The 25,294-nt window shown below is 72.0% G+C and carries 26 protein-coding genes, 2 tRNA genes and 1 pseudogene; 6 read left to right on the forward strand and 23 right to left on the reverse strand.

The genetic code is table 11. The annotated features are described in order from the left end of the window. Window positions 1–14: 14 nt before the first annotated feature. The 11 genes from yajC to pgsA all read right to left on the reverse strand — a co-directional run bounded on the left by yajC (window position 15) and on the right by pgsA (window position 9,521). Window positions 15–509 carry a preprotein translocase subunit YajC gene (gene yajC, locus ACIF8S_RS23110; RefSeq protein ID WP_150153987.1) on the reverse strand — a complete coding sequence of 165 codons (495 nt, stop codon included), beginning with the start codon at window positions 507–509 and terminating at the stop codon, window positions 15–17. A 165-nt stretch (window positions 510–674) separates the two neighbouring features. Then, a complete protein-coding gene (ruvB, locus tag ACIF8S_RS23115) occupies window positions 675–1,745 on the reverse strand; it encodes a Holliday junction branch migration DNA helicase RuvB (protein ID WP_024887398.1) in 1,071 nt (356 codons plus the stop codon). A gap of 67 nt (window positions 1,746–1,812) precedes the next feature. After that, window positions 1,813–2,418 carry a Holliday junction branch migration protein RuvA gene (gene ruvA / locus ACIF8S_RS23120; protein ID WP_349792280.1) on the reverse strand — a complete coding sequence of 202 codons (606 nt, stop codon included), beginning with the start codon at window positions 2,416–2,418 and terminating at the stop codon, window positions 1,813–1,815. Beyond that, window positions 2,415–3,002 (reverse strand): crossover junction endodeoxyribonuclease RuvC, encoded by a 588-nt coding sequence (gene ruvC / locus ACIF8S_RS23125; RefSeq protein WP_400001395.1) that lies wholly within the window; start codon window positions 3,000–3,002, stop codon window positions 2,415–2,417. Before ruvC ends, ruvA begins: the two co-directional genes overlap by 4 nt. 106 nt (window positions 3,003–3,108) lie before the next feature. Further along, a complete protein-coding gene (locus tag ACIF8S_RS23130; protein WP_145827925.1) occupies window positions 3,109–3,861 on the reverse strand; it encodes a YebC/PmpR family DNA-binding transcriptional regulator in 753 nt (250 codons plus the stop codon). A 48-nt stretch (window positions 3,862–3,909) separates the two neighbouring features. Then, window positions 3,910–4,518 carry a pyridoxal 5'-phosphate synthase glutaminase subunit PdxT gene (gene pdxT, locus ACIF8S_RS23135; RefSeq protein WP_349792284.1) on the reverse strand — a complete coding sequence of 203 codons (609 nt, stop codon included), beginning with the start codon at window positions 4,516–4,518 and terminating at the stop codon, window positions 3,910–3,912. A 7-nt stretch (window positions 4,519–4,525) separates the two neighbouring features. Continuing rightward, on the reverse strand, window positions 4,526–5,437 hold the full coding sequence (gene pdxS, locus ACIF8S_RS23140) for a pyridoxal 5'-phosphate synthase lyase subunit PdxS (protein WP_349792285.1): 912 nt from the start codon (window positions 5,435–5,437) through the stop codon (window positions 4,526–4,528). Window positions 5,438–5,573: 136 nt separating this feature from the next. Next, the gene (locus ACIF8S_RS23145) at window positions 5,574–6,116 is read right to left on the reverse strand and encodes a membrane protein (RefSeq protein ID WP_024887404.1); all 543 of its coding nucleotides are present in this window, start codon (window positions 6,114–6,116) and stop codon (window positions 5,574–5,576) included. A 590-nt stretch (window positions 6,117–6,706) separates the two neighbouring features. After that, window positions 6,707–7,870 (reverse strand): glycosyltransferase family 4 protein, encoded by a 1,164-nt coding sequence (locus ACIF8S_RS23150; RefSeq protein WP_400001397.1) that lies wholly within the window; start codon window positions 7,868–7,870, stop codon window positions 6,707–6,709. Then, window positions 7,867–8,796, reverse strand: coding sequence for a phosphatidylinositol mannoside acyltransferase (locus ACIF8S_RS23155; RefSeq protein ID WP_400001399.1), 930 nt, complete (start codon window positions 8,794–8,796; stop codon window positions 7,867–7,869). Before ACIF8S_RS23155 ends, ACIF8S_RS23150 begins: the two co-directional genes overlap by 4 nt. Further along, the gene (gene pgsA / locus ACIF8S_RS23160; protein ID WP_400001578.1) at window positions 8,793–9,521 is read right to left on the reverse strand and encodes a phosphatidylinositol phosphate synthase; all 729 of its coding nucleotides are present in this window, start codon (window positions 9,519–9,521) and stop codon (window positions 8,793–8,795) included. Before pgsA ends, ACIF8S_RS23155 begins: the two co-directional genes overlap by 4 nt. Before the next feature lie 266 nt (window positions 9,522–9,787). Here pgsA and ACIF8S_RS23165 point away from each other — a divergent pair, with 266 nt between their 5' ends. Both ACIF8S_RS23165 and ACIF8S_RS23170 read left to right on the forward strand, forming a co-directional pair. Then, a complete protein-coding gene (locus ACIF8S_RS23165) occupies window positions 9,788–11,986 on the forward strand; it encodes an elongation factor G-like protein EF-G2 (RefSeq protein ID WP_400001401.1) in 2,199 nt (732 codons plus the stop codon). A 220-nt stretch (window positions 11,987–12,206) separates the two neighbouring features. Further along, window positions 12,207–13,862 (forward strand): hypothetical protein, encoded by a 1,656-nt coding sequence (locus tag ACIF8S_RS23170; protein ID WP_349792289.1) that lies wholly within the window; start codon window positions 12,207–12,209, stop codon window positions 13,860–13,862. Window positions 13,863–13,926: 64 nt separating this feature from the next. Here ACIF8S_RS23170 and ACIF8S_RS23175 read toward each other — a convergent pair whose 3' ends face one another. From ACIF8S_RS23175 to ACIF8S_RS23190, 4 genes are all read right to left on the reverse strand, one after another. Continuing rightward, window positions 13,927–14,475, reverse strand: a complete 549-nt coding sequence (locus tag ACIF8S_RS23175) for an HIT family protein (RefSeq protein ID WP_400001403.1) — start codon at window positions 14,473–14,475, stop codon at window positions 13,927–13,929. A 78-nt stretch (window positions 14,476–14,553) separates the two neighbouring features. Beyond that, on the reverse strand, window positions 14,554–16,530 hold the full coding sequence (thrS, locus tag ACIF8S_RS23180; protein WP_400001404.1) for a threonine--tRNA ligase: 1,977 nt from the start codon (window positions 16,528–16,530) through the stop codon (window positions 14,554–14,556). A 93-nt stretch (window positions 16,531–16,623) separates the two neighbouring features. Further along, a complete protein-coding gene (locus ACIF8S_RS23185) occupies window positions 16,624–17,850 on the reverse strand; it encodes a hypothetical protein (RefSeq protein ID WP_400001405.1) in 1,227 nt (408 codons plus the stop codon). Then, window positions 17,847–18,413 carry a DUF4365 domain-containing protein gene (locus ACIF8S_RS23190; protein ID WP_400001407.1) on the reverse strand — a complete coding sequence of 189 codons (567 nt, stop codon included), beginning with the start codon at window positions 18,411–18,413 and terminating at the stop codon, window positions 17,847–17,849. The genes ACIF8S_RS23185 and ACIF8S_RS23190 overlap by 4 nt, the downstream gene beginning before the upstream one ends. A 168-nt stretch (window positions 18,414–18,581) precedes the next feature. On the opposite strand from ACIF8S_RS23190, the gene ACIF8S_RS23195 reads away from it, so the two are divergent. Then, window positions 18,582–19,307, forward strand: a complete 726-nt coding sequence (locus tag ACIF8S_RS23195; protein WP_400001580.1) for a 3'-5' exonuclease — start codon at window positions 18,582–18,584, stop codon at window positions 19,305–19,307. Window positions 19,308–19,448: 141 nt separating this feature from the next. On the opposite strand, the gene ACIF8S_RS23200 is transcribed toward ACIF8S_RS23195, so the two are convergent. The 5 genes and pseudogenes from ACIF8S_RS23200 to ACIF8S_RS23220 all read right to left on the reverse strand — a co-directional run bounded on the left by ACIF8S_RS23200 (window position 19,449) and on the right by ACIF8S_RS23220 (window position 21,270). After that, window positions 19,449–19,520, reverse strand: a tRNA-Val gene (locus ACIF8S_RS23200). A 39-nt stretch (window positions 19,521–19,559) separates the two neighbouring features. Further along, complete coding sequence (locus tag ACIF8S_RS23205; protein WP_024887415.1) at window positions 19,560–20,009, reverse strand: SRPBCC family protein; 450 nt, start codon at window positions 20,007–20,009, stop codon at window positions 19,560–19,562. Between the two features lie 49 nt (window positions 20,010–20,058). After that, a pseudogene (locus ACIF8S_RS23210) lies at window positions 20,059–20,352 on the reverse strand (sugar ABC transporter substrate-binding protein); the annotation flags it as partial. A gap of 308 nt (window positions 20,353–20,660) precedes the next feature. Continuing rightward, window positions 20,661–20,732, reverse strand: a tRNA-Val gene (locus ACIF8S_RS23215). 79 nt (window positions 20,733–20,811) lie between these two features. Next, the gene (locus ACIF8S_RS23220) at window positions 20,812–21,270 is read right to left on the reverse strand and encodes a TIGR02611 family protein (RefSeq protein ID WP_349792295.1); all 459 of its coding nucleotides are present in this window, start codon (window positions 21,268–21,270) and stop codon (window positions 20,812–20,814) included. Window positions 21,271–21,461: 191 nt separating this feature from the next. On the opposite strand from ACIF8S_RS23220, the gene ACIF8S_RS23225 reads away from it, so the two are divergent. Together ACIF8S_RS23225 and ACIF8S_RS23230 are read left to right on the forward strand one after the other, a co-directional pair. After that, window positions 21,462–21,875 (forward strand): SsgA family sporulation/cell division regulator, encoded by a 414-nt coding sequence (locus ACIF8S_RS23225; protein ID WP_004002642.1) that lies wholly within the window; start codon window positions 21,462–21,464, stop codon window positions 21,873–21,875. 326 nt (window positions 21,876–22,201) lie between these two features. After that, window positions 22,202–22,762 (forward strand): CGNR zinc finger domain-containing protein, encoded by a 561-nt coding sequence (locus tag ACIF8S_RS23230; RefSeq protein WP_349792296.1) that lies wholly within the window; start codon window positions 22,202–22,204, stop codon window positions 22,760–22,762. Between the two features lie 74 nt (window positions 22,763–22,836). On the opposite strand, the gene ACIF8S_RS23235 is transcribed toward ACIF8S_RS23230, so the two are convergent. Together ACIF8S_RS23235 and ACIF8S_RS23240 are read right to left on the reverse strand one after the other, a co-directional pair. Then, window positions 22,837–22,989 (reverse strand): hypothetical protein, encoded by a 153-nt coding sequence (locus tag ACIF8S_RS23235; protein WP_199785287.1) that lies wholly within the window; start codon window positions 22,987–22,989, stop codon window positions 22,837–22,839. Window positions 22,990–23,139: 150 nt separating this feature from the next. Beyond that, on the reverse strand, window positions 23,140–23,589 hold the full coding sequence (locus tag ACIF8S_RS23240) for a hypothetical protein (protein WP_400001409.1): 450 nt from the start codon (window positions 23,587–23,589) through the stop codon (window positions 23,140–23,142). Between the two features lie 200 nt (window positions 23,590–23,789). Between ACIF8S_RS23240 and ACIF8S_RS23245 the strand changes: the two genes are divergently transcribed. Further along, a complete protein-coding gene (locus ACIF8S_RS23245) occupies window positions 23,790–24,314 on the forward strand; it encodes a DsbA family protein (protein ID WP_400001411.1) in 525 nt (174 codons plus the stop codon). A 136-nt stretch (window positions 24,315–24,450) separates the two neighbouring features. Here ACIF8S_RS23245 and ACIF8S_RS23250 read toward each other — a convergent pair whose 3' ends face one another. After that, window positions 24,451–25,275 carry a GNAT family N-acetyltransferase gene (locus ACIF8S_RS23250; protein ID WP_400001412.1) on the reverse strand — a complete coding sequence of 275 codons (825 nt, stop codon included), beginning with the start codon at window positions 25,273–25,275 and terminating at the stop codon, window positions 24,451–24,453. Between the last annotated feature and the right edge of the window lie 19 nt (window positions 25,276–25,294).

A 25,294-nucleotide genomic window follows, 5' to 3' on the forward strand; every position in this document is an offset into this window, starting at 1 on the left:
CCCCGTGAACACGGCTACTTCGCGTCGGTCTCGCCGTCGGACTTCTTCGACCGCGCGTCCGCCGTGGCGTCGGCGGGCTCGTCCGCCGGCTCGTCGGCCGCGTCCTTCTTGCCGAGGTCGACAGGCGTGTCGTCGGAGACGGCGGCAGCGTCGGAGGAGTCGTCGGTCTCGGTGAGGGAGGAGGCGTCGTCCGGGACGACGTCGGCGTCGGACTGCAGGTCGTGCTCGATGCCGTGCACGATGCGGTTGTACTCCTCGTCGGTGAGGACGGCGCCGATCGAGTTCTTGGCGAACAGCAGCTCCACACCCGGCCCGGCGTCGAGGAGGACGGTGTCCTCGCTGACCTCCTTGACCGTGGCGTACATGCCCCCGATCGTGCGGACGCCGGAACCGGGCTGCATCTGGTTCCGCATCTCGATGGCCTGCTGCTGCTTCTTCTTGGCCGACCGGGTCATCAGGAACATGGCCCCGATGAGCACAATGAACGGGAGGAGGGTCAGGAGACTCACGGGTCGGAACTTCCTTCACACGACCGCGATGGTGAACGGCCTGATGGTTGGGGGTATGTACTGCCACCGACAAGGGCGGCATCGGCGGAGTCTAAGCGAGTCCGCACCACCGGAACAACGCTCAGCATGGCACCCGGGTTCCTGCCCGGGCCAACGTGCTCGCCGTCACGCCCCGAACAGGTCCCCTTGTCCCTTTCCGGCGCCCTGCGACCGGGGCGGCGTGAGGCCGAGATGCGACCATGCCGCCGGGGTGGCCACCCGTCCGCGCGGTGTGCGGGCGAGCAGTCCCTCCCGGACCAGGAAGGGTTCGGCCACCTCCTCCACGGTCTCACGCTCCTCCCCCACGGCGACGGCGAGCGTGGACAGGCCGACCGGGCCGCCGCCGAACAGCTTGAGCAGGGCTTCCAGCACCGCCCGGTCCAGCCGGTCCAGGCCCCGGGCGTCGACCTCGTACACCGCGAGGGCCGCGGCGGCCACATCTTTCGTGATCCGGCCGTCGCCCTTGACCTGCGCGTAGTCACGGACGCGGCGCAGCAGGCGGTTGGCGATGCGGGGGGTGCCGCGGGAGCGGCCGGCGATCTCCGCGGCGCCCTCGGTGTCGATCTCCACGTCGAGCAGGCTCGCCGAGCGGTGGACGACCCGCTCCAGCTCGGCCGGCTCGTAGAACTCCATGTGCGCGGTGAAGCCGAAGCGGTCGCGCAGCGGGGGCGGCAGCAGGCCGGCCCGGGTGGTGGCGCCGACCAGGGTGAAGGGCGGCAGCTCCAGCGGGATGGCGGTGGCGCCGGGGCCCTTGCCGACGATCACGTCGACGCGGAAGTCCTCCATCGCCATGTACAGCATCTCCTCGGCGGGCCGCGACATGCGGTGGATCTCGTCGAGGAAGAGGACCTCGCCCTCCTGGAGGGAGGACAGGATCGCGGCGAGGTCGCCCGCGTGCTGGATGGCGGGGCCCGAGGTGATGCGGATGGGGGCTTCCATCTCGGCCGCGATGATCATGGAGAGGGTGGTCTTGCCGAGGCCGGGGGCGCCGGAGAGCAGCACGTGGTCCGCGGTGGCGCCGCGGGCGCGGGCGGCGCGCAGGACGAGGTCGAGCTGCTCGCGGACCTTCTCCTGGCCGATGAACTCGCCCAGGTCCTTGGGACGCAGCGCGGCCTCGACGGCCTGGTCCTCGCGGTCGGCGACCGATTCCACCAGCCGCTCGGAGGCGGCGGTGTCGTTCGTGTCGTCCCAGTTCATGTGCGTGTGCCTCAGCTCTCCATGCGGACTCGGGCGCGGGTGCGGGCCGCCGGGCGGCCGGCGCGGGCTATCGGGCGCGGTTCAGCGTCTGCAGGGCCGCCTTCAGCAGCTGCCCCACCGGTACGGCGCCCTCGGCGGCTTCCGCCTGGGGGGTGACCGCGGCCACGGCCTCGTCGGCCTCGCGGGTCGCGTACCCGAGGCCGATCAGGGCGGCGTGCAGCTGGTCGCGCCAGCCGGTGGTGACGGGCGCGCCGACCGCGGGGGCGCCGGTGGGCTCCCCGAGCCGGTCCTTCAGTTCGAGGAGCAGCTTCTGGGCGCCCTTCTTGCCGATGCCGGGGACGGCGGTCAGCGCCTTCTCGTCCCCGGTGGCCACCGCTCTGCGCAGGGCGTCGGGGCTGTGCACGGCGAGCATCGCCTGGGCCAGCCGGGGGCCGACGCCGCTGGCGGTCTGGAGCAGCTCGAAGACCTGGCGTCCGTCGTCGTCGGCGAAGCCGTACAGGGTCAGGGAGTCCTCGCGGACGACTAGGGAGGTGGCGAGCTTCGCGGGCTGGCCGACACGGAGCGTGGACAGCGTGTCCGGCGTGCACCGGACGGCCATGCCGACACCGCCGACCTCGACCACCGCGGTGTCGGGGGCGAGGGCGGCGACCGTGCCGCTGACGAAGGCGATCATGCCGTACGGCCTTTCGATGCGTGGGAGGCCGCGGGGGCCCGTGGGGTCTTCGGCGGTGTCCGGGGGGCGCGCGCCGCGTGCGCGGCGGCGGCCTGCTGGAGCCGGTTCTGGGCGGGGGCGCGCCAGATGTGGCAGATGGCGAGGGCCAGGGCGTCGGCGGCGTCGGCGGGCTTCGGCGGTGCGTCGAGCCGCAACAGGCGGGTCACCATGGCGCCGACCTGGGCCTTGTCGGCCCGGCCCGAGCCGGTGACGGCGGCCTTGACCTCGCTGGGGGTGTGCAGCGCGACGGGGATGCCGCGCCGGGAGGCGCAGAGGATCGCCACGGCGCTGGCCTGGGCGGTGCCCATCACCGTACGCACGTTGTGCTGGCTGAAGACGCGCTCCACGGCGACGAACTCGGGCTGGTGTTCGTCCAGCCACCGCTCCAGGCCCTGCTCGACGGCGACCAGGCGGTGCCCGAGGTCGGCGTCGGCCGGGGTGCGGACGACTCCCACGCCGAGCATGGTCAGCGGGCGTCCCGCGACCCCTTCGACCACGCCGACACCGCACCGGGTCAGTCCCGGGTCCACCCCCAGCACGCGCACGCGTCGCCCCCTTGCTCGATCACCTGTTTGTGCAGGCTATCGGGTGCCACCGACAACACGGCGGGCCGACGGGGTGTGTTCCCGTCGGCCCGCCGGCTGCGGAGCGTCACGCGTCGACCTTCTCCATGATCTCGTCGCTGACGTCGAAGTTGGCGAAGACGTTCTGCACGTCGTCGCTGTCCTCCAGCGCGTCGATGAGCTTGAAGATCTTCCTGGCGCCCTCCTCGTCCAGCTCGACCTGCATGGTCGGGACGAAGTTGGCGTCGGCCGACTCGTAGTCGATGCCGGCGTCCTGCAGCGCGGTGCGCACGGCGACCAGGTCGGTGGCCTCGCTGAGCACCTCGAAGGACTCACCGAGGTCGTTGACCTCCTCGGCGCCCGCGTCGAGGACGGCGGTGAGGACGTCGTCCTCGGACAGCTCACCCTTGGGGACGATCACCACGCCCTTGCGGTTGAACAGGTACGACACGGAACCCGGGTCGGCCATGGAGCCGCCGTTGCGGGTCATCGCGACGCGCACGTCCGAGGCGGCGCGGTTGCGGTTGTCGGTGAGGCACTCGATGAGCACCGCGACACCGTTGGGGCCGTAGCCCTCGTACATGATCGTCTCGTAGTCGGCGCCACCGGCCTCCAGGCCGGCACCGCGCTTGACCGCGGAGTCGATGTTCTTGTTGGGGACCGACTGCTTCTTCGCCTTCTGGATGGCGTCGTACAGCGTCGGGTTGCCTTCGGGGTCGGCTCCGCCCATCCGGGCCGCGACCTCGATGTTCTTGATGAGCTTCGCGAAGAGCTTGCCGCGCTTGGCGTCGATCACGGCCTTCTTGTGCTTCGTCGTGGCCCATTTAGAGTGGCCGGACATCTGCCTGTCTCCTTCGCGTAACCCATCTCTGCAACGAACGCAGGAATCCTACAAGGACTCGCCGCGCCGGTACGCCCGCACCATGTCGGTGAACAGCCGGTGCACCCGGTGGTCGCCGGTCAGCTCCGGGTGGAACGAGGTGGCCAGCGCGTTGCCCTGGCGGACCGCGACGACGTGGCCGTCGTGTTCGGCGAGGACCTCGGCGGAGGCGCCGACGGACTCCACCCAGGGGGCGCGGATGAAGACGCCCTCCACGGGTTCCCCGGGAACGCCCTTCACGTCGACGGCGGCCTCGAAGGACTCGTTCTGCCGGCCGAAGGCGTTGCGGCGCACGATCATGTCGATGCCGCCGACGGTCTCCTGCCCGGAGCGCGGGTCGAGGATCTTGTCGGCGAGCATGATCATGCCGGCGCAGGTGCCGTAGACCGGCATGCCGTCACGCACGCGTGCGCGCAGGGGCTCCATCAGGCCGAACAGCACGGCCAGTTTGGAAATCGTGGTCGACTCCCCGCCGGGGATGACGAGGCCGTCCACCTCGGCGAGTTCCTCGGGGCGCCTGACCGGCCCGGCCGCGGCGTCGGCCGCGGCCAGGGCCACCAGGTGCTCCCGTACGTCGCCCTGGAGGGCCAGGACGCCGATGACAGGCGCATCGGTCATCCGTGCGTCACCAGCCGCGGTTGGCATAGCGCTCGGTCTCGGGCAGGGTGTCGCAGTTGATGCCGACCATGGCCTCACCGAGGTTGCGGGACGCGTCCGCGATGATCTTCGGGTCGTCGTAGAAGGTGGTCGCCTTGACGATGGCCGCCGCGCGCTTGGCGGGGTCGCCGGACTTGAAGATGCCGGAGCCGACGAAGACGCCCTCGGCGCCGAGCTGGCGCATCAGCGCGGCGTCGGCCGGGGTGGCCACACCGCCGGCGGAGAACAGCACCACGGGCAGCTTGCCCAGCGCGGCGACCTCCTTGACCAGCTCGTACGGGGCGCGCAGTTCCTTGGCGGCGGCGTACAGCTCGTTGTTGTCGTAGCCGCGCAGGCGGGCGATCTCGTTCTTGATCTGGCGCAGGTGACGGACCGCCTCGACGACGTTGCCGGTGCCGGCCTCGCCCTTGGAGCGGATCATCGCGGCGCCCTCGGCGATGCGGCGCAGGGCCTCGCCGAGGTTGGTGGCACCGCACACGAAGGGGGTGGTGAAGGCCCACTTGTCGGAGTGGTTGACCTCGTCGGCCGGGGTGAGGACCTCGGACTCGTCGATGTAGTCGACGCCGAGCGACTGCAGCACCTGGGCCTCGACGAAGTGGCCGATGCGGGACTTGGCCATCACCGGGATCGAGACGGCGTCGATGATGCCCTCGATCATGTCCGGGTCGGACATGCGGGCCACACCGCCGTCCTTGCGGATGTCGGCCGGGACGCGCTCCAGGGCCATGACGGCGACCGCGCCGGCGTCCTCGGCGATCTTCGCCTGCTCCGGCGTGACGACGTCCATGATCACGCCGCCCTTGAGCTGTTCGGCCATGCCGCGCTTGACGCGCGCGGTGCCGGTCTCGGGACCCTGGTTTTCGGTGAGCGTGCTGGACACGGATGACCTCGCTGAGGTGAGGGGGATTCTGCAGCACTGAGGAAACGTGAACGGAGCAGGCCACAGCAAGGGCCAATGGAGAGCCGGTGGCTCGTTTTCGGTCGCCGCCCGTCGGTGAAGTGGCTGGATCTTGCCGTCAGGCGGCCCGCTCCACCAGGGCCGTCGGCGGCTCGTCGTCCATCTCGAAGGCCATCGGGAACGGCGCGTGGCCGGCCAGCCGGAACCAGCGCACCTTGCGGTGCAGGCGCAGCGCGCGGGCGGCCCGTACGGCGTCGTTGTGGAAGCGGCGGGCCATCGGCACCCTGCGGACGGCCTCGGCGAGCTCCAGCGCGGCCTCCTCTCCCCCGGGTGCCTCCCGGACCGCGTCCACCTGCTGGGCGTCGGCGAAGACCGCCCGCAGGGCCTGGCTCAGCTCGCTCTCGGCGACTTCCCGTTGCTCCTCCACCGCCTGCCGTGCCGCGTGCGCCGCCTCGTAGAGCACGATCGACGCGGCGGGGTCGAGCACGCCGGAGGTGGCCAGTTCCTGCGCCACGGAGGCGCGGCGCAGCAGTTGCGCGTCCAGCGCGGCGCGGGCGGCGTCGATCCGGGCGTGCAGCCGGTCCAGCCGGCCGGCCGTCCAGCTCAGGTACAGGCCTACGGCGACGAGGACGACGAGGATCCAGATCAGGGTTGGGGTCACGGGCGGCAAGGCTAGTACCGGCTGCGCCGGGCGCGGTCCCTGGGGCGGTGCCCTCTCGGCGGGCCTCGCCTTCCACGCCGTACCCGGCGCTCAGGGGGTGCCTCGCGTCGTCGTACGCCGGGTGCGGCCCGTCGGTGGCCGGCCGCGCAGTTCCCCGCGCCCTGAGGACGCCGCCGTCTGCGGGCAGTCGTGCCGCTTGGGGCGATGGGGGTCCCCCCGCTCGAGCGGAGCCGAGAGTGGGGGGAGAGTGGGCGCGGGCGGCACCCTCTCGGGAGGCCTCGCCCTCCACGCCGTACCCGCGGCTCAGGGGGTGCCTCGCGTCGTCGTACGCCGGGTGCGGCCCGTCGGTGGCCGGCCGCGCAGTTCCCCGCGCCCCTTCGGGGGCGTTCACCCCGGCGCCCGCTGGCTGCGGGCAGTCGTGCCGCTTGGCGGCACGGGTGGCCGCGGGCGGCACCCTCCCGGCGGGCCTGCCTTCAGCGCCGTACTTGCGGCTAAGAGAGTGCCTCGCGTCGTCGTACGCCGGGTGCGGCCCGCTGGGGGCTGAGCGCGCAGTTCCCCGCGCCCCTGAGGGGCGCTCGTCCTACCGCCGTCTAGTCCCGGGCCAGGCCCAGGCGGGCCCGCAGGCCCGTCGCCCTGTCGTCCGTGGCGACCGCTGCCGCGCCTGCCGTGACCGTCTCGTAGACGGAGAGGATGTCCGCGCCGACCGTCGACCAGTCGAAGCGGCGCACATGGGCGCTGCCCCGCGCCCGCAGTTCCTCACGGCGCACGGGGTCCTCCAGGAGCCGCACCGCCGCGTCGGCGAGCGCGTCCGCGTCCTCGTTGGCGAACAGCTCGCCCGCCGCGCCCTGGTCGAGGACCTGGGCGAACGCGTCGAGGTCGGAGGCGAGCACCGGGGCGCCCGCCGACATCGCCTCGACCAGGATGATGCCGAAGCTCTCGCCGCCGGTGTTGGGCGCCACGTACAGGTCGACGCTGCGCAGCAGGCGGGCCTTGTCCTCGTCGCTGATCATGCCGAGGAACTCGACGCGCGGGCGCAGTTCGGCCGGCAGCGACTCGACCGCCTCCTTCTCGTCGCCGCGCCCGGCCACCAGCAGCCGCGTCCCCGGTCGGGCGGCGAGGATCTTCGGCAGCGCCCGCATCAGCACCGGCAGGCCCTTGCGCGGCTCGTCGATGCGGCCGATGAAGCCGATGGTGTCGCCCTGCCACTCGGGCGCGGGCTCCGCCTTGGCGAAGAAGTCGACGTCGACGCCATTGGGGATGACCACCGCGTCACCGCCCAGGTGTTCGACGAGGGTGCGGCGGGCGTACTCGCTGACCGCGATCCGCGCGCTGATCTTCTCCAGTGCGGCCTGGAGGATGGCGTACGCGGCGATCATCGCCTTGGAGCGCGGGTTGGAGGTGTGGAAGGTCGCCACCAGCGGGCCCTGCGCCGCCCAGCAGGTCAGCAGGCCCAGGGACGGTGAGGACGGCTCGTGGATGTGCACCACGTCGAAGGCGCCGTCGTGCAGCCAGCGCCGCACCCGCGCGGCCGACAGGAAGCCGAAGTTGAGCCGGGCCACCGAACCGTTGTACGGCACCGGCACGGCGCGGCCGGCGGAGACGACGTAGGGCGGGAGCGGGGTGTCGTCGTCGGCCGGGGCGAGGACGGACACCTCGTGCCCGAGACGGATGAAGTACTCGGCCAGGTCACGGATGTGGAACTGGACGCCACCCGGCACGTCCCAGGAGTACGGGCAGACGATGCCGATCCTCACGAGGTCCCCTTCTGGTCCTTCTCGCGGGCGGTCGCGGAATCGAGGTCTCCGGTCCACAAGCGCTGCAGCATGTGCCAGTCCTCCGGATGGTCGGCGATTCCCGTGGCGAAGGCGTCGGCCAGCGCCTGTGTCATGACGGACGTCTTCTCGGCGCGCGTACCTGACGCGGGAACCTCGACCGGGGCGTGGACGCGGCCCCGCATCACCGGCGAGTCGTCGTACCAGAGGGTCACGGGCAGCAGCCGGGCGCCGGTCTGCTGGGCCAGCAGGGCGGGGCCGGCGGGCATCCGGGCGGGACTGCCGAAGAAGTCCACCTCGACGCCCGAGGAGGACAGGTCGCGGTCGGCGACCAGGCAGACCAGGCCGCCGTCGCGCAGTCGCCGGGCCAGGGTGCCGAAGGCGGAGCCGCCGCTGTGTGGCAGGACCTCCATACCGAGGCCCTCGCGATAGGCGACGAAGCGGTCGTAGAGGGTCTCCGGCTTGAGGCGCTCGGCGACGGTGGTGAACGGTAGGCCGAGCTGGGTGGTGACCCAGGCGCCGGCGAGGTCCCAGTTGGCGAGGTGCGGCAGCGCGAGGATCACGCCCTTGCCGGCTTCCATGCCGTCGCTGAGGTGGTGCAGGTCCGTGGGCTGGAAGGAGTCCGCGATGCGCGCGGGGCTCCAGGCGGGCAGCCGGAAGGACTCCATCCAGTAGCGCAGGTACGAGCGCATGCCCGCGCGGGACAGTTCCGCCAGCCGCTGCGGTCCCGCGTCCGGCACGACGCGCGCGTAGTTGCTCTCCAGCCGCTGCACCCCCTTGCCGCGCTGTTTCCAGGCGATGTCGGCGATGGTGCGGCCGAGGCGGACGGCGACGGGCTCGGGCAGCTTCTTCACGGTGCCCCAGCCGGCGCCGTACAGGGCGTCGGCGAGCCGCTCCTGGGCACTCACTGCGCGGCCTCGCTCCCCTGCGCCTGCTGCTGCTCGGCGGCCTCCGCCTCGGCGGACTCACGTCGGACGGTGACCACCCGCTGGACCAGCGTGACGAGGCTGCCGACGGCGACGGCCCACAGGGCGATCGGCAGCAGGTACTGGATGCCGGGCACCCCGAACGCGTGCAGCCCGGCGAGCCCGGCCGCGACCAGCGAGATCACCAGCCGCTCGGCCCGCTCGACCAGACCGTTGACGGCGACCGGCAGGCCGATCGACTCGCCGCGCGCCTTGGTGTACGACACCACCTGGCCGCTGGCCAGGCAGAAGATCGACACCGCGCAGAGCGCGTTGTTGTCGCCGGAGCCCGCGTACCAGAGGGCGAACCCGCCGAAGACCGCGCCGTCGGCGACCCGGTCCAGGGTGGAGTCCAGGAAGGCGCCCCAGCGGCTGGAGCGCCCGAGCTGGCGGGCCATGTTGCCGTCGACCAGGTCCGAGAAGACGAAGAGCGTGATGACGACCGTGCCCCAGAAGAACTCGCCCCGGGGGTAGAAGACCAGCGCGCCGGCCACCACGCCCGCGGTGCCGATGAGCGTGACCGTGTCGGGGCTGACCCCCCGTCGGATGAGAAACGCGGCGAACGGTGTGAGGACACGCGTGAAAAATGCACGCGCGTACTTGTTCAGCATGGCCTTCCCGACGGTCGGTGTGACCGGGTGACCCCTGCTGGCCACCGGCGGCCCCATCGTAGTCACGCACGCGGGTGCGCGGCTGCGGGGCACCCGTACCGTGGCCCCCGGCCGCCACGCCGGAGCGGACCGCGTCTCCGTGAACCGGGGCGGCGCGCGGGATCCGGTCCTTCGTATGGACGCGCCGTGACGGGAGTGGAAAGCTCGAAGGACCGCGGGCGCCGCCGTAGCCGCACCGCAGGCGATGCCCCCGGACCGGGTCCGGGGAAGGGTTCGACGGGTCCGCGCCCACAGTGACCTCACCGTGCACGGGAGGCAGGATCATGGGCGACAAGGCGCACACACACCCCGGGGCCGCCGGCAGGGCACAGGCGGCCGACCGCCCCACGTCCGTACGGAACGTGGTGCTGGTCGGCCACTCCGGATCGGGCAAGACGACGCTGGTGGAGGCCCTCGCGCTGACCGCGGGGGCGGTGAACCGGGCGGGCCGCGTGGAGGACGGCGGCACCGTCTCCGACTACGACGACATCGAGCACCGGCAGCAGCGTTCGGTGCAGCTCTCCCTGGTGCCGGTGGAATGGGGCGGCATCAAGGTCAACTTGCTCGACACCCCCGGCTACGCCGACTTCGTCGGGGAGCTCAGGGCCGGTCTGCGGGCCGCGGACGCGGCCCTTTTCGTCGTCTCCGCCGCGGACGGCGTGGACGGCTCGACCCGCATGGTGTGGGACGAGTGCGCGGCGGTCGGCATGCCCCGCGCCATCGTCGTCACGCATCTGGAGGCGGCCCGCGCCGACTTCGAGGAGATGACCCGGATCTGCGCGGAGACCTTCGGCGGGGACGACCCCGACGCCGTACTGCCGGTGTACCTGCCGCTGCGCGGCCCCGAGGGGCCCGACGGGCACACGCCCGTGACCGGTCTGATCGGCCTGCTGACGCGGAAGCTGTTCGACTACTCGAGCGGCGAGCGCGTGGAGTCGGAGCCGGTCGGCGACCATGTGCCGCTGATCGCGGAGGCGCGCGGCCGGCTGATCGAGGGGATCATCTCCGAGAGCGAGGACGAGACCCTCATGGACCGCTATCTCGGCGGTGAGGACGTCGACGTCAAGACGCTGATCGAGGATCTGCAGCGGGCGGTGGCGCGGGGCGTGTTCTTCCCCGTGCTGGCCGCCGCGCCCGCCGCCCCCGGGGCGCGTCAGGGGCTCGGCACGGTGGAACTGCTCGACCTGATGACCGGTGGCTTCCCGACCCCGCTGGAGCACGGCACCCCGCGCGTGACCACCCCGGACGGCAGGCCGCGTGAGCTGAAGCCGTGCGACCCCGACGCCCCGCTGGCCGCGGAGGTGGTGAAGACCTCCTCCGACCCCTACGTGGGACGGCTCTCGCTGGTGCGGGTGTTCTCCGGGACGCTGCGCGCCGACCAGACCGTCCATGTGTCCGGCCACGGGCTGAGCGACCGGGGCCACGAGGACCACGACGTCGACGAGCGGGTCGGCGCCCTGTCCACGCCGTTCGGCAAGCAGCAGCGGCCGGTGTCGCACGTCATCGCGGGCGACCTGGCGTGCGTGGCGAAGCTGGGCCGCGCGGAGACCGGGGACACTCTGTCCGGCAAGGACGACCCGCTGGTCATGGAGCCCTGGGAGATGCCGGACCCGCTGCTGCCGCTGGCCATCGAGGCGCACAGCAAGGCCGACGAGGACAAGCTGTCCCAGGGGCTGAGCCGGCTGGTGGCCGAGGACCCGACGATGCGTCTGGAGCAGAACCCGGACACCCACCAGGTGGTGCTGTGGTGCCTCGGCGAGGCGCACGCGGACGTGGCGCTGGAGCGGCTGCGCAGCCGGTACGGCGTCCAGGTCGACGTCGTGCCGCACCGGGTGTCGCTGCGGGAGACGTTCGGCGGCAAGGCGTCCGGACGCGGCCGGCACGTCAAACAGTCCGGTGGGCACGGGCAGTTCGCGATCTGTGAGATCGAGGTGGAGCCGCTGCCGAACGGTTCGGGCATCGAGTTCGTGGACAAGGTCGTCGGCGGCGCCGTGCCCCGGCAGTTCGTCCCCTCGGTGGAGAAGGGCGTAAGGGCCCAGGCGATCAAGGGAGTTGCCGCCGGGCATCCGCTCATCGACGTGCGGGTGACGCTGCTGGACGGCAAGGCGCATTCGGTGGACTCCTCCGACGCCGCGTTCCAGACGGCGGGCGCGCTGGCCCTGCGGGAGGCCGCCGCGGACGCGCGGATCCATCTGCTGGAGCCGGTGGCCGAGGTGAGCGTGCTGGTCGGAGACGACTACGTCGGGCCCGTGATGAGTGACCTGTCCGGCCGCCGCGGCCGGGTGCTGGGCACCGAGCAGTCACCCGGCGGGCGCACCCTGATCCGGGCCGAGGTGCCGGAGATCGAGATCGGCCGGTACGCGGTCGATCTGCGGTCGCTGTCGCACGGCACGGCCCGCTTCAGCCGCCGCTACGCCCGGCACGAACCCATGCCGCCGCAGGTCGCGGAGCGGGTCAAGGAGGAGGCGCGCGCGGCCTCGTGACCGGCGCCGGGCGCCCGCCGGTGCTCCCGGCGGGCGCCCGCGCGCGTGCCGCGCCGTACCGGCACTCCGATGCGCCCCGCTCCGTACCGGAGAACGGCTTGGACCGACCCCCGGCGGACGACGGTGGCTGCCTATACGCTGAACACCTGATCAACAGGTGTGCACAGCACGGAAGTCGGGAAGGCCGCAAGACGACAGTCGCGGCGATCGGGGGGCGGGAATGACCGTTGAGAGCGGTTACGCGGATTTCTTCGGTCCGCAGGTACCGCGCACGGGCGACGAGGGCCAGACACCCACGTTCGCGCTGGCCTCGGCGGCCTACCGGGACAACGAGGCCGACGAGATACTCAAGGCCAACAGCGAGTGGCACAAGTCGGAGGTCGCCAAGCCCCGGATCAAGCTGTTCCGGCCCAATCTGGGCGAGGCGTTCTCCCGGGCGGTCATCGACCGCATGCTCGGCTCCGGCCGCGCCCCGCTCATCCAGTCCTTCGGCACCCAGCCCCAGGTGGTGGTCGAGCACGCGCTGGCCGCGCACCGCATCCGCCGCGAGCGCGACAACTGGCTGAGTGCCGTCATGGTCCTGTGCGGGCTGCTCTTCCTGCCCGGCCTGCTGGTGTGGCTGCTGGTCTTCCAGATCCGTACGACGATGACCAAGCGCGACGACAAGCGGGCCGGCGCGTTCGCCACCGCCCTGCTGGTCGGCGTCGGCGCCCTGGCCGCGCTGTTCCTGCTCCGCATGCCCTTCGACGGTTTCTGGGGCTGGTACGCCCGCGCGGCGGTGGTGGCCCCGGTGCTGGGCTGGTTCTGGGCCAAGCAGATCTGCGAGCGCACCGCCAGGGACCTTCGGGAGCGCTGGGACAGCCTGCTCTCCGGCAGCAGCATCGGCGCCAAGGTGCCCGAGGCGGTGCCGAGCAGCCCCGGTGAGACCGCGGCGGAGCAGCTGCGCCAGTCCCTGGCCCGGCTCAGCGCCGAGCAGCAGTCCAACTCCGTGTTCTACGCCGGCCCCAAGGGCATCCTCGGCATGGGCACCCGCTGGGGCAGCTGGCAGCTCGCCGAGGACCTGGTGCAGGCCGACCCCGACCGGGAGATCCACCCGTTCCGCAGCTGGGACGTGATCAAGGCGATTCACGACCGGCTGCGCATGCTGGAGCGCGGGCCGCTGAACACCGGCGGCTTCCCCAAGCCGTCGATCCGCCACTGGATCGTCACGCCCATCGGGGAGAACGCCACGTCGGTGTCCCGGCCCGAGGGCACGGACGTCGAGGCGTACCAGGTCAAGCAGCACGCGATACAGGAGATCTGCAACAAGCAGCAGTTCGGCGCGGGCGACCGGCATTACCTGGGGGTGCAGTGGACCCTGTGGGACGGCCAGCTGGTGATCACCATGCTGATCACGGTGACCGTGCTGCACGAGACGCTGCGCATCGAGGTGACCGGGCACGCCCTCGGGCCGGTGCACTCCCTGTTCACGACCAAGCCGGCGGCCAAGGAGAAGGAGGTCCAGAAGTCGATCAAGTTCTGGGAGACCCGGAAGGTGAAGCTCCCGCTGGTCGACTCGGACGAGGTGGTACGGCTGGCCGCGCGGGCGCCCCTGACGAAGTACCCGCCGCTGCTGTACTGGCTGGGCGGCAAGCTCAGCCTGCCCGAGCCGTTCGGACTGCGTCACGCCTGGGCGGACAAGCCCTGGCGGCACCGGTTCATGGCGGACGACGCGCTGCGGGCGGCCACCCCGGTGCTCCGGGTGGTGCACTCGGCGGCGATCAAGGTGCTGGCGGAGAACGGCGTGGACACGGAGAAGTTCGGTTCCCGCTCCTCGTCCCTCTCCACGGCGGTGCAGGACGTCGCGCCGAAGAACGCCGACCTGTACGACGCGTAGGCGCACCGGCCGGGCGGGGTCCGGGTGACGGCCCCCGCCCGCGGGCCGGACCGGCCGGCCGGTGTCAGTCCGTGGGCCAGGCCTCCGCCAGCATCTTGCGGGTGTCCGCGAGCAGCTGCGGCAGCACCTTGGTGTGCCCGATGACCGGCATGAAGTTGGTGTCGCCGCCCCAGCGCGGGACGACGTGCTGGTGCAGGTGGGCGGCGATGCCCGCGCCCGCGACCGTGCCCTGGTTCATGCCGATGTTGAAGCCGTGGGCGCCGGAGGCCGTGCGCAGCGCCGTCATCGCCTGCTGCGTGAGCGCGGCGAGCTCCGCCGTCTCCTCGGAGGTGAGCTCGGTGTAGTCGGCCACGTGCCGGTAGGGCACGGTCATCAGGTGGCCGCCCGTGTACGGGTACAGGTTGAGCACCGCGTAGACCAGCTCGCCGCGGCGCAGGATCAGCCCGTCCTCGTCGGAGCCGGCCGGGAGGGAACAGAAGGGACAGCCGTCGCCGGCGCCGGGGCCGCTCGGCTTGTTCTCGCCCTGGATGTAGGCCATCCGGTGGGGCGTCCACAGACGCTGGAACGCGTCCTGCGTGCCCACTCCCAACTGCTGCTCCGGCTCACTCGTCATGCGTGCAGCATATGGCGTGTCCGGCGGCACGCGGAAAAGGCCCCCGGGAGATCCCGGGGGTCTCGACGCCTGCGCGGGTCAGACCTGCGCCCGCTCCTCGACGACCTTGGCGATCTTGGCGATGGCCTCGTCGACGGGGATGCCGTTCTCCTGCGAGCCGTCGCGGTAGCGGAAGGAGACCGCGCCGTTCGCCATGTCCTCGTCGCCCGCGATGACCATGAAGGGCACCTTCTGCTTCTGGGCGTTGCGGATCTTCTTCTGCATCCGGTCCGAGGAGGAGTCGACCTCGACGCGCAGCCCCTGCTTGCGGGCCGCGTCCGCGAACTTCTCCAGGTACTCGACGTGCGCGTCGCCGATCGGGATGCCGAGCGCCTGGACCGGGGCGAGCCAGGCCGGGAAGGCACCCGCGTAGTGCTCGAGCAGCACCGCGAAGAACCGCTCGATGGAGCCGAACAGCGCGCGGTGGATCATGACCGGGCGGGTCTTGGTGCCGTCCGCGGCCGTGTACTCCAGGTCGAAGCGCTCCGGCAGGTTGAAGTCGAGCTGGATGGTCGACATCTGCCAGGTACGGCCGATCGCGTCCTTCGCCTGGACGGAGATCTTCGGGCCGTAGAAGGCGGCGCCGCCCGGGTCGGGGACCAGCGGCAGGCCCTGCTTCTCGGCGACCTGGCGCAGCGTCTCGGTCGCCTCCTCCCAGGCCTCGTCGGTGCCGACGAACTTCTCCGGGTCCTTGGTGGACAGCTCCAGGTAGAAGTCGGTCAGGCCGTAGTCGCGCAGCAGGTTGAGGACGAAGGTGAGGGTCTTGTCGAGCTCCTCGGACATCTGCTCGCGGGTGCAGTAGATGTGCGCGTCGTCCTGCGTGAAGCCGCGGGCCCGGGTCAGGCCGTGCACCACGCCCGACTTCTCGTACCGGTACACGGTCCCGAACTCGAAGAGACGCAGCGGCAGTTCGCGGTAGGAGCGGCCGCGCGCGTCGAAGATCAGGTTGTGCATCGGGCAGTTCATGGGCTTGAGGTAGTAGTCCACGCCCTCGTCGAGCTGCATGGGCGGGTACATGCCGTCGGCGTACCAGTCCAGGTGGCCCGAGGTCTCGAAGAGCTTCCCCTTCGTCGCGTGCGGGGTGTAGACGAACTCGTAGCCCTCCTCCTCGTGGCGGCGCCGCGAGTAGTCCTCCATGACCCGGCGGATGATGCCGCCCTTGGGGTGGAAGACGGCGAGGCCGGAGCCGATCTGCTCCGGGATGGAGAACAGGTCGAGCTCGCTGCCGAGCTTGCGGTGGTCGCGCTTCTCGGCCTCGGCGAGGAACTCCAGGTGGGCCTTCAGCTCCTCCTTGGAGGGCCAGGCGGTGCCGTAGATGCGCTGGAGCTGCTTGTTCTTCTCGCTGCCGCGCCAGTACGCGGAGGCGTTGCGCATCAGCTTGAACGCCGGGATGTTCCGGGTGGTGGGCAGGTGGGGACCGCGGCAGAGGTCCTTCCAGCACAGCTCGCCGGTCTTGGCGTCCAGGTTGTCGTAGATCGTCAGCTCGCCGGCGCCGACCTCGACGTCCGCGCCGTCGTCGTGGGACGCGGCGCCCTTGAGACCGATCAGCTCCAGCTTGTACGGCTCGTCGGCGAGCTCCTCGCGTGCCTCGTCGTCGGTGACGACACGGCGGGAGAAGCGCTGGCCGCGCTTCTGGATCTCCTGCATCTTCTTCTCGATGGCCTTGAGGTCATCGGGGTGGAAGGGCTTGTCCACGTCGAAGTCGTAGTAGAAGCCGTCCCGGACCGGCGGGCCGATGCCCAGCTTGGCCTCGGGGAACAGCTCCTGCACGGCCTGGGCCATCACGTGCGCGGTGGAGTGGCGCAGGATGTTCAGGCCGTCCTCGGAGGAGATCTCCACGGCTTCGACGGTCTCGCCGTCCCGAACCTCGTACGCGAGGTCCTTGAGCTCGCCGGCCACCCGCGCGGCGATGACCGAGCGCTCGCCCGCGAAGAGCTCGGCGGCCGTAGTGCCCGTCGTCACCACGCGTTCTTCCCGCTCGGAATCGCGTTGGATGATCACACGGACGTCTGACACCGGTCTCTCCTGACTGAAGGCTGTGGTCGCGGCGCCATACCGGAGCGCACGCATGGGTGCGATCGTACCGACCCGGGACGGCGGGACGCGAAATCAGTCGTCGCAGGCCGGGCCGCAGGCCTCGCCGAAGCAGTCCGCGCTCTCCTGCAGCGCCTTCATCAGCCGGTCCCGTTCGGCCTCGTCCACCTGGGCCGGAGCGACCTCCTGGACCTCGGTGAGACGGCGGAATCCGCTCCGGCCGAGCAGCCGCCCGCGCAGTCGCACCGGCAGGCCCATCAGGTGGGCGTGCCCGGCGATCCGGTAGTGCTCCTCCCCCAGGGTGACGCGGACGTGTCCGACGTCGGGCCCGGCGAGCACCCGCAGCCGCACCGTCCCCTCGCCCCGGGGCTCCGACCGGTACATGCGCACCACCGCGCCGGTGACCGTGACCGTGACGGACGGCTCCGCGCTCCGGTAGCGGCGGCCGGCCTCGATGAGCACGGGCAGGTCGCCGGGTGAGAACTCCACGGGCTCGGCGGCGGCCACGCAGCCCTCGGGCACACCGGCCGCGGGGGCCCAGGACACGGCGACCCGGGCGCCCTCGGTGCCCCGGACGAGGGCGACGAGGGCCTCGGTGAGTTCGTGGTTGACGCCCGCCCCGACGGCCGTCGTGAAGGCGTCCATGCCCCCGGTGGCGCGCCGGTAGTCGACGGCCTCGCGGGCGGCGTGCAGGGCGTGGAACAGGCACACCGCGAGGGGGCGGCCGGAAGTGACGGGGACGAAGGCGGTGAGGGTACGGCCGCCCCGCGCCGGGCCCACCAGGACGCCGTCCAGCGCGGCGGCGGCCGGGCGGCGGTGCCGGGCGCCGTGGAAACCGGTGCGGGCGCGGGTGGCGAGCGCCGCGGAGAGGAGGGTGCGGCGGGCGGCGGACCGCAGCTGCTCCTCCGCCGTCCACGCGACGGCGTCGCCGGGCCCGGCCGGGATGTCGCGCCACCAGCGGATCTCGTCGCTGGGCAGGGAGAGGGCGAGCAGGATCTCGCGGGCGGAGGGGGTGCCGCTGCGGGAAAGGGCCAGCAGCGCCTCGGCGAGCAGGTCCTCGCTGTCGGGGAAGGCCCGGCCGACCGGGACCAGCAGGCTGGTGCCGGTGTCCGGGCCGGGCGGGGCCCAGCGGCCGTAGCGTCCGGGGGCGCCGCCGCGCCGCTGCCAGCCGTGCCGGCGCAGCAGGGCGGTGAGCACGGCGGGGTCGGTGTCCGCGGCCTCGGGGGGCGGCCCGTCGAGTGCGGCGTCGGCGGGGTGCGGGCGTACGGGCCGGGCGGGCTCCCCGGTCGGGCGGTGGGTCACGGCCTTCCTCCCGTCCCGACCCGCGTCATGATCTCGCACAGCGCCCGGTCGTCGAAGACACGTGAGGTGGGGATCCGCACGGTGGTGCGCCGGCGGCCGGTCACGGGGTGCCCCGCGAGGTTGGTCCAGTAGCAGCAGTGCCGCAGGTCGAGCCGGTCGTGGTGGGCGCGCAGCCAGTCGTCCTGGGAGCGCGGCAGGATCATCACGACGAGGATCTTGTGCACGGAGACCGGGGTGCGGGCGAGCTTCTCCAGGTGGGCGTTGTCCAGCGTGAAGGAGAAGGAACGGCCCCGGGGGTGTGGGGCGATCTGAGACGTGGCCTTGAGCTGCACCTTGATGGTGACCTCGTCGTCGACCAGGTGTCCGGGGGCGCTGTGGCTGACGTGCCAGTCGATGCCGTTGTCCGGGAAGGGCTGGGACAGCGAGCAGCCGGCCGCCGCGGCGACGGCGTGCAGATAGCCGACCTGCAACGTCTCCATGCAGGCGGTGGTGGCGAGGGTGCCGCGAGCGACCGGTGTGCGCTCCGGCAGCAGCCCGCCCCGTTCGGGCTGCGCGATGGCCATGACCAACAGCCTTCCAGAACAGTCGAATCCCACGTGCGGGTCGCTGAACTGCAGAGACCCGTACTCCTGTTGTCTCCTTCCGGCGTACGGCGCAAACAGCGCGGGTATCACCGGACCGAGCAGTGGGCGGCGCGTCAACTGCTGGTGGTGAGCGAGGGGTTGGTGGGTATGACGTGCTGGTACGAGGGGCCGCTGGCCGCCTTTGACACGGAGACGACGGGTGTGGACGTCGAGGCCGACCGGATCGTGTCGGCCGCCCTTGTCGTGCAGGACGCCCCGGGCTCCCGGCCGCGGGTGACCCGCTGGCTGGTGAACCCGGGGGTGCCGGTGCCGGCCGCGGCGACGCAGGTGCACGGGCTGACGGACGAGCACCTGCAGCGCAACGGCCGCTGGCCCGCGCCGGTGATGTACGAGGTGGCCCAGGCGCTGGCGGAGCAGGCGGCGGTGGGCCGTCCGGTGGTGGTGATGAACGCGCCGTTCGATCTGACCCTGCTGGACCGGGAGTTGCGCCGGCACCGGGCGTCGTCACTGGCCCGCTGGTTCGAGCGGACGCCGCTGCTGGTGCTGGATCCGCGGGTGCTCGACAAGCATCTGGACCGCTACCGCAAGGGCCGCCGCACGCTGACGGACCTGTGCGCGCACTACGAGGTGGAGTTGGAAGGCGCGCACGACGCGGCGGCGGACGCGGTGGCGGCGCTGGAGGTCACCCGGGCGGTGGGGAGGCGGTTCGCGGCCCGGCTGGAGCGGCTGTCCCCCGGTGAGCTGCACACGCTGCAGGCGGTGTGGTACGCGGCGCAGGCGCGGGGCCTGCAGGCGTGGTTCGCACGCACGGGCACGGAGGAGGTCGTCGATCCGGCCTGGCCCCTGCGCCCGGATCTGCCGGCAGCGGCGTGACCTCACATCACCGGCCCACGACGGCACTGTGAGCCGGGGGTGTGGGTGGCGGAGCCCCCCACACAACGCGCGAGGCGGCACAGAAACAAAGAGAGCGACGCGGTCCGCGTTTTCGGCGGACACACGTCGCTCTCCCGAGCGTGGGCGATACTGGGTTCGAACCAGTGACCTCTTCGGTGTGAACGAAGCGCTCTCCCACTGAGCTAATCGCCCGGGAACGCACTGAACAATACAGGTCCGGGCGGGCTTCGTTCAAACCGCTTCGAGGTGTGCCGCCAGTCCGCGCCGCCCGGCCCGCAGCATCAGCGCGTGGTTGGCGCGGAAGAGGGGACGGCCGGGCACCGCCAGCAGGCGCAGCAGCCGCGCACGGACGTCGACCTCCTGCTCGTAGTGGGTGAGGCAGCCGTGCGCGCCCAGATCGGTGACGGTCCAGCGGGCCCAGCCGTCGATGTCGCCGGACAGCCCTGCCTCCAGCACGCCGTTCTCCCGGTCCCGCCTCCCCTCCCGCAGGGTGAAGGTCAGGTCGTACGGCAGGACGGAGCGGATCGTGACGATGCCGGTGCTGTCGTCCAGGCGGGCGACCTCCCGCACCTGCGGCCACCACCGGGGGTAGTCCTCGATCCGCTCCAGTACTCCGTACACGGTCGCGGCGGGCGCGGACAGGGTCCACACACTGCGGAAGCGGTAATGGTTCCGGTCCATGTACGGAGTGTGCCCGCATGCGCCCGCCTCGTGCGTCACGGCATGCGGCCCCTCGGAGCGCGAGGTCGCCGGCCGTCACCTGCTCACCGGGGTCGAGCGACACATTATTCGCGTCCTATTCGCGTAGTGGGCCAATGGCATTTCGGAACATGTCCGGCGGATTCCCGCCCGGGGCCCGGGTGTTGAACTTCTTCCAGGAATAGGGGTACGGCTGGAAGCCGGTCTCGACCTCGCTCTCCGGATACTTCTTCTCCAAGAGGCAGATGCTCTTGTTGACGCGCCGCGCCCGGTCCTCGGCGCCCCACCACACATAACGGACCGTCACCGTCCGGTCCCCGGAGCCCGGCACAAGACACGAAGGCCCTCAGGGCACGTCAGTGATTCGGACACCAATCGATGCCCGCCCCCGGCACGGGCCTGACGACGGCCGCGCCCGCCACCGATCCCTGGCGGGACGAAAACCGGCAGGCCGGCACCGCGTGGCCGACCGGCCGAACAGCGCCCCATGGGCGCCGGCCATCGACGCGAAAGGCCACGGTTGGGTGCACGCGAGAGAAGCGGAACCCCGCGACGGGGGCCGGGGGCGGCGCATGGGCCCGCACGACGAAGCGGCCCGGCTCACGATTCGTGAGCCGGGCCGCCTTGATCCGGTGGGCGATACTGGGTTCGAACCAGTGACCTCTTCGGTGTGAACGAAGCGCTCTCCCACTGAGCTAATCGCCCGGACGCAGGGAGAACATTACCCCATGTCAGGGGGTGCCCGTGACCACCGGGGGCCGCGCGGTCCGGCCCCCGGCGCGCGTCACTGATCCTTGATCTTCCAGGGCATCTGCAGACCGAACTTCCACAGATAGAAGCCGGCCAGCGCGGCCACGATCACCAGGCCGACCGAGGTCAGGATGATGTTGCGGCGACGCACCCTGGGGTCCAGCGCCCGCTGGGCCGCCTCGGTGACCTTGCGTTTGGTCCAGCGCAGCACCAGCTGGGCCCACACGAACTCGGTCGCCCAGATCGCCATGCCGCCGAAGATCACGACCCACCCGGGGCCGGGCAACGGCAGCATGATCACGCCGGCCACCACGACGGCCAGGCCGACGACGAAGACCCCCACCTGCCAGCTCAGATGCAGCGCCCGCCGTGCTCTGACGAACTCGGGCGCCCGCGAACCGAGCCCCCGCTCGTCCCGGCCCTCGCCCTCGTCCACCGTCACCCCGTGGGTCACTGCCGTGACCTCGACGGACTCGTCACTCCCCGTGTTCATGCAGCCCAACACTACCCGAGCGAAAGACGTCACCGGAATGGGCGCAGGCCGCGAACGATCTCTCGGCCGGAAGAGTTACGTAATCCCACGCAAAACACTCAGAGGGGTTTACAACGGCACCGTAGGTGGCATGTCGATTTCGCCGACGTGCGAATCCCCGAGCGCACACTGAGCGAAAGGCCCTGGCGCTTATGAACACCACGGTCAGCTGCGAGCTGCACCTGCGCCTCGTTGTGTCGAGCGAGTCCTCCCTGCCTGTCCCCGCAGGCCTGCGGTACGACACGGCCGACCCCTACGCCGTGCACGCCACCTTCCACACCGGAGCCGAGGAAACCGTCGAGTGGGTGTTCGCCCGCGACCTCCTCGCCGAGGGACTTCACCGCCCCACGGGCACCGGCGACGTCCGCGTCTGGCCGTCGCGCAGTCATGGTCAGGGCGTCGTGTGCATCGCCCTGAGCTCTCCGGAGGGGGAAGCCCTGCTCGAGGCCCCGGCGCGGGCCCTGGAGTCCTTCCTGAAGCGCACAGACGCCGCCGTGCCGCCCGGCACGGAACACCGGCACTTCGATCTCGATCAGGAGCTCTCGCACATCCTGGCGGAAAGCTAGGCGAGGGCCACGGAACCGCCCGACGCCGTCGACTCGGGGTGACGGCTCGGGCCCGGACAGCCGCATACGGGCAGCCGCATACGGCTCACACACACCGGCGCCGGCGCCGCGGTCCACCGCGGTCCGGCGCCGTTGTGCTGTCCGCGAGGGCACACCCACGCTGTCCGCGGGGGCACACGCACGGGCGGCCGGGAACGACCGGGCGCCGTTCCGCGTTGGATTCGAAGCCATGTGCGGAACAGGGGGAGGTGCCGGGCGCGCCGGAGCCACTACCATCGGCCAGCATCGGCGGGCGCCCGCCCGACCCCCAGGCCAGGGAGCGAATCGTGCTGATCACCCATGACACCCGGTGCGCGCTGGACACCGTGGTGGATCTGGTGAACACCGCACCGGAGGACGACGCGACACCGGACGGACTGCCGGACGTCGCCGCCCTCGAGGCGTTCGTGCGGGACCACAAGGTCAGCGAGGTCGGCACGCTCACCGAGTTCGACCTGGCCGGGGTACGCAAGATCCGGGCCCGGTTCGCCGCGGTCTTCGCCGCGCCCGACGCCCGCAGCGCGGCCACGATGATCAACGAGCTGATCGCGGCGGCCGGCACCACTCCCCGGCTCACCGACCACGACGGCTACAACTGGCACGTGCACTACTTCGCGCCCGGCGCCTCGGTGGCCGACCACCTGGCCGCCGACTGCGGGATGGCGCTGGCGTTCTTCGTGGTCGCCGGTGAGCAGGAGCGGCTGCGCCGCTGCGAGGCGCCGGACTGCCGGCACGCCTTCGTCGACCTCTCCCGCAACCGCTCGCGCCGCTACTGCGACAGCCGGACCTGCGGCAACCGGCTGCACGTCGCCGCCTACCGGGCGCGCCGCAAGGAAGCGGCGGGCTGACCCCTTCGGGCGCTACGGACGGACGGTGGGCCGACGCGGTCCCGACGGGTGACGCCGGGAACCGCGGGTACGGCTCACAGCCACAGCAGGTCGTGCAGGGCAGCCGTGAGCAGCAGACACCCGATCACCGCAAGAAAGATCATCAGCGGTGGCTGGGATAGGGCGAAAAGGCATCCGCGCGGCTCGTCCTGCAGCGGCGCGGCATCGCTCTGTGTCGTGTCCAGCATCTCGCCGCGATGATGACGCATCCGACGGGCGCCACGCGATCAACACTCACGGAAAGCACGCGGGTACGCCGAAACCGCGACCTACGGTTCGGTTGGTGATCACTTCCGGGCGGTCCGGGACCCCCTGTGACGCATGTGGTGCGAGGGGCGTCAGATGCCGTGCTTCTTGAGGATGGCCTCGATGTCGCTGAAGTCGTCGTCCCCCTGGGAGGCCGGCGCGCGGCGGGTCGCGGGGCTTTCCTCTTGAGGGGCCGTCCGCCCCAGGGCGGGCGCGGAGGCGCCCGGTGCCGCGGCCGTGGGGGCGGCCGCCTGCCGCGCCGCCTTGCGTTCCTTACGGGTGCCGCCGCGTCGGCGCTCCACGACGCGGGTGGTGGCGAACAGCACCCAGGCCAGTCCCAGCACGCCGAATCCGGCCCAGGCGGTCGGGCTGAAGGCGGTGTCCGCGAGCCAGTCGACGACCCCGGCCATGACCAGGCCGAGCGGCACCAGCGCGTACGCGGCGATGCGGGTCGCGGCGAGGTAGCGCTTGCGGTAGGCCGTGACCACCGCGATGCCCAGGCCCGCCGCGGCGACGGCGGAGCAGACGGTCTCGGCAATCATCCGGTCCTCCAGGGCAGGTGCGTACGGGCACGAGAGGGTCTCGTCCCTTCCATCCTGCACCCGGCGCAGGCCGCCCGGCCATGCTCGGGGCGGACATCAGGGACATCTCCGGGTCGCGGATCATCCGCAGGTGCCGGTCGGCGCCCGCCCGGTACGTGCCCGGATTGGGTGGCGCGGGGCCCGGCTGGAAGACTGTCACCATGAGTGACTCCTCCCCCGCCCGCGCCGCCGCCCCCGTTCTCGAGGTGTGGTGTGAGCTGCAGTGCTCCGACTGCCGCACCGCCCTAACCGACCTGCGCGCCCTGCGTGCCCGGTACGGCGACCGCCTGGAGATCCGGCTGCGGCATTTCCCGCTGGAGAAGCACAAGCACGCCTTCGCCGCCGCGCAGGCCGCCGAGGAGGCGTGGGAGCAGGGGCAGGGGTGGCCGTACGTGGAGGCCGTGCTGGACCGGCTCGACGAGCTGGACCGCCGGGGCGAGTCCGTCCTGGCCGAGGTCGCCGGCGAGCTCGGTCTGGACGCCGAGGAGGTCGACACCGCCCTGATCGACGGGCGGCACATCCTGGTGGTGGACGCGGACCAGGCCGAGGGCAAGGCGATCGGCGTGACCGGGACGCCGACGTACGTCATCGGCGGCGAGCGGCTCGACGGCGGCAAGAGCCAGGAGGGGCTGCGGGCACGCATCGAGGAGATCGCGGACCGCCTGCTGGCGGACCCGGAGGCCTGACCGGCCCCGCGCCGCCTGGCGCCTGGCGCCTGACAGCACGCCGAGCCGGCCACGAAAGCCTCCGCCCTGGTGGGCGGGCGGGTCCGTTCGCCCCGTCCGGGAGCGGCCGTGACCCGGGTCGGCGGGGCGGTGGCGGTTACGTCAGTGGTTTGTACAGCGAGTAGCTCGTCGTCGTGTAGCCGAGCGATGCGTAGAGCCGTTCCGCCGGGGTGTTGCCGGCGAAGACGTTGAGGCCGACGGCCCGGTTGCCCGCGGCGGCGGCCTGGGCCTCGGCCAGGAGCATCAGGCTGCGGCCGTGCCCCCGGCCGCGGTGCACCGGCACGGTCTCCACGTCGAACACGTAGGCGCGCTCCCCGCGCAGCGCGAGCCACAGCGTGCCGACCACAACGCCCTCGTGCTCGAGGACGCTGAGGACCATGTCCTCGGTGGCGAGGCCGTGGGGCAGCAGCGCCGCCTGGTCGGAGGCGGCCTTGGCGCGTGCCTCGGCCTCCGGAACCCCGCGCCGGACCCACTCCTGGGCGTAGTCCGCCGAGCTCGCGGTCTGCCAGGGGACGAACTCCTCCTCGGTCATGGGCCGTGCGCGCGTGCCGTCCGGGAGGGCGGGCGGGGTGCCGCCGAGGGCCTTCTCCATGGACCGGTTGCGCACGACGTAGCCGAGTGCGGTGGCGAGGGAGAGGGGGGTGCCCGGTTCGGCGGGCACGGTGACCTCGATGCGCCGGCAGCCCCACGTGCGGGCCACCTCCTCCGCAGCCAGGGCGGCGACCGTGCCCCGGCCGCGCCGCCGGTCCGGTTCGTCGATGCGCAGGCTGACGACCCGGGCCACGGCGTCGCCGAAGACCGGGTCCGTGCCCAGGTGCACCTCACCGACGGGACGGCTGTTCACGCAGACGTGGAAACGGCGCGAGCGTGTCCCGTCGGGGTTCCGCTGAAGCGGCTCGGTCGGCCGCAGGGTGGTGGTCATCAGGGGTGTTCTACCCGCT

It is taken from the genome of Streptomyces sp. NPDC085937, from assembly GCF_044540535.1.
GTDB lineage: Bacteria > Actinomycetota > Actinomycetes > Streptomycetales > Streptomycetaceae > Streptomyces.